3 protein-coding genes are annotated in these 2,629 nt (G+C 75.0%); 2 read left to right on the forward strand and 1 reads right to left on the reverse strand.

What is annotated here, in order from left to right; genetic code table 11:
- A partial coding sequence (sepH, locus tag HMPREF3099_RS06295) for a septation protein SepH (protein WP_168168463.1) occupies positions 1 to 630 on the reverse strand: 630 nt, incomplete at its 3' end.
- A 147-nt stretch (positions 631 to 777) separates the two neighbouring features.
- Here sepH and HMPREF3099_RS06300 point away from each other — a divergent pair.
- Together HMPREF3099_RS06300 and HMPREF3099_RS06305 are read left to right on the forward strand one after the other, a co-directional pair.
- A complete protein-coding gene (locus tag HMPREF3099_RS06300; RefSeq protein WP_070705210.1) occupies positions 778 to 1,413 on the forward strand; it encodes a trimeric intracellular cation channel family protein in 636 nt (211 codons plus the stop codon).
- Complete coding sequence (locus tag HMPREF3099_RS06305) at positions 1,410 to 2,561, forward strand: ferrochelatase (RefSeq protein ID WP_070705211.1); 1,152 nt, start codon at positions 1,410 to 1,412, stop codon at positions 2,559 to 2,561. The genes HMPREF3099_RS06300 and HMPREF3099_RS06305 overlap by 4 nt, the downstream gene beginning before the upstream one ends.
- Positions 2,562 to 2,629 lie beyond the last annotated feature (68 nt).

The following is a 2,629-nucleotide window of genomic DNA, read 5'->3' on the forward strand; positions in this document are numbered from 1 at the left end:
GTGCCCGGCGCCCGGCGCGGCCGGGGCCTCCTGGGCCGCGGCCGGGGCGTCGTCCTCGAAGCCGTCCTCCTCGGCGGTGCTCAGCCACCGGGCCTCGTCGTCCTGCGGGGTCAGGGCCGAGGTCATGGGGTCGAAGTGCCACACCGCGGTGCGGGTGCGCCCGCCGGCCTCGAAGGACAGGCTCACGGCCCACGGGGTGCCGTCCTGGCGCCAGGCGTCCCACCACGCGTCGTCCGGGCGCAGGCCGCGCATCACCAGACGCTCCTTGACGCGCTTCTCCAGGGTGGGGGAGGAACCCCGCCCGAAGGAGGGCAGGAAGGCCCCCCGGGCCAGACCCGCCACGTGGCCGCGCTCGGCGAGGATGGGCGCCTCGTAGCGGCCGATCTTGTCCGTGCTCCACCCGGAGGCCTCGGCCACCTCCTCGGTGCTCGCACCGGCGCGGATCATGGCCTGCACCTCGCGCGGCGTCACGGCCACCTCCGGGGCGGCCGACACGGCGTGCTCGGGACGGCGGCGCAGGGCGGTGGTGAGCGCCGGGGTGACGGCCACCGTGTACCGGGTGCCCGCGGCGTCCTGCAGCAGCAGGTGGTCCCCGGAGTCATCGACCCCGAGGAAGGTGAGCTCGTCCATCGGCAACTCCTCGCATCGGTCCCGCCACCTGCGGCGGTGGGCTCTCGTCGGTGTCCCGCGGCCACGACGTGCGGCGGGGCTCCATCGCACCATGCCACGGGCCCGGGCGTCGCGTCGGGTACCACGCCGCACCCCTAGGATGACGCGGTGACCCCCTTCGAACCGGCCCTCGCGCTCGCGCTGGACCTCGTGGGGGTCTTCGCGTTCGCGGTCTCCGGCGCGCTGGTGGCGGTGCGGCGCGGCCTCGACCTCGTGGGCGTGCTCGTGCTCGCCTGGCTCACCGGGCTCGGGGGCGGCGCCATCCGCGACGTCCTCATCGGGGCCGTCCCGCCGATGGGGGTCTCGGACTGGCGCATGATCACCGCCGCCGTGCTCGGCGGCCTGGTCACCTTCGCCCTGCACACCGGCATGCACCGGGTGCAGCGCCCCATCCGGCTGCTCGACGCCCTGGGGCTGGCCTTCTTCTGCGTCTCGGGGACGCTCGTGGCCACGCGCGCGGAGGTGGGCCCGGTGACCGCCGTCATCGTTGGCACCGTCTCGGCGGTGGGCGGCGGGGTGCTGCGCGACGTGGTGGCCGGCCAGGTGCCCGAGCTGCTGCGCCGCGAGCTCTACGCCCTGCCCGCGCTGCTGGGCGCCACGCTCACGGCGCTGACCCACGAGCACGGCCTGGTGTCCCCGCAGACCGTGTGGCCCATCATCGGGGTCGTGTTCGGAATCCGCATCGCCAGCATCGTGTTCGACTGGCACCTGCCCCAGGCCCTGACGACAGGAGACGCCCGATGACCGACTCGCCCCTCGCGCCGTACGACGCGGTGCTGCTCACCAGCTTCGGTGGCCCGGAGGCCCCCGAGGAGGTGCTGCCCTTCCTGCGCCGCGTGACCGCCGGCCGCGGCATCCCCGACGAGCGCCTCGAGGAGGTGGGTGCGCACTACCACCACTTCGGCGGACGCAGCCCCATCAACGACCAGAACCGCGCCCTGCTGGCCGCCCTCGAGGCCGAGCTCGCCCGCCGCGAGGTGGAGGTGCCGGTGCTCTGGGGCAACCGCAACAGCGCGCCCTTCCTGTCCGACGTCGTGGCCGAGGCCTCGGCCGCGGGCCACCGCCGCCTGCTGGCGCTGACCACCAGCGCTTACTCCAGCTACTCCAGCTGCCGGCAGTACCGGGAGAACCTCGCGCAGGCCGTGGTCGACCACCACGACGCCGGGGGAGCGCCGGTGCGCATCGACAAGGTGCGCCCCTACGCCCACGCCCCGGGCTTCTCGGCCACCAACGCCCACCTGGTGACCGAGGCCGTCCGAGGCCTGCTCGCCGAGCACCGCCCCGAGCAGGTGGCCGTGGTGATGGTGACCCACTCCATCCCGGTGGCCATGGACGAGACCTCCGGCCCGGGCGACAGCGACGGCGAGGTGTACCAGCGCCAGCACGAGCAGCTCACCGGCGCGATCGAGGACGAGCTGGAGGCCACCTTCGGCGCCGTGCTGCGCACCGACCTCGTGTACTGCTCGCGCTCCGGCGCCCCGCACCACCCGTGGCTGGAGCCGGACGTCAACGACCACCTGGAGGCGCTCGCCGGCGAGGGCTTCACCGCGGTGGCGGTGGCCCCCATCGGGTTCGTGAGCGACCACATGGAGGTGGTCTACGACCTCGACGTGGAGGCCACTGCCACCGCCGCCGAGCACGGCCTGTCGATGGTGCGCGTGCCCACCGTGGGCACCGACCGGCAGTTCGTCTCCGGGCTGGTGGACCTGCTGCTGGAGCGGGCCGCCGAGACCCGCGGCGAGGCGGTGGAGCACCGCCAGTGGCCGCCCTCGCCGGCCATGCCCTCGCAGTGCGCGCCGGGGTGCTGCCCCAACCTGCGCGAGGCGCTGCCGGCGCTGTGCGGCGACCCGGCCGAGCAGCCCGCCTGGTACCGGGAGCAGGCCGATGGCTGAGCAGCCCACCGTCACCTTCGGCGCCGTGCCCGCCGGTGCCGGTGACCTGCCGGTGCCCGGTGCCGGGA

It is taken from the genome of Kytococcus sp. HMSC28H12 (assembly GCF_001816045.1).
GTDB classification, from domain to species: domain Bacteria; phylum Actinomycetota; class Actinomycetes; order Actinomycetales; family Dermatophilaceae; genus Kytococcus; species Kytococcus schroeteri.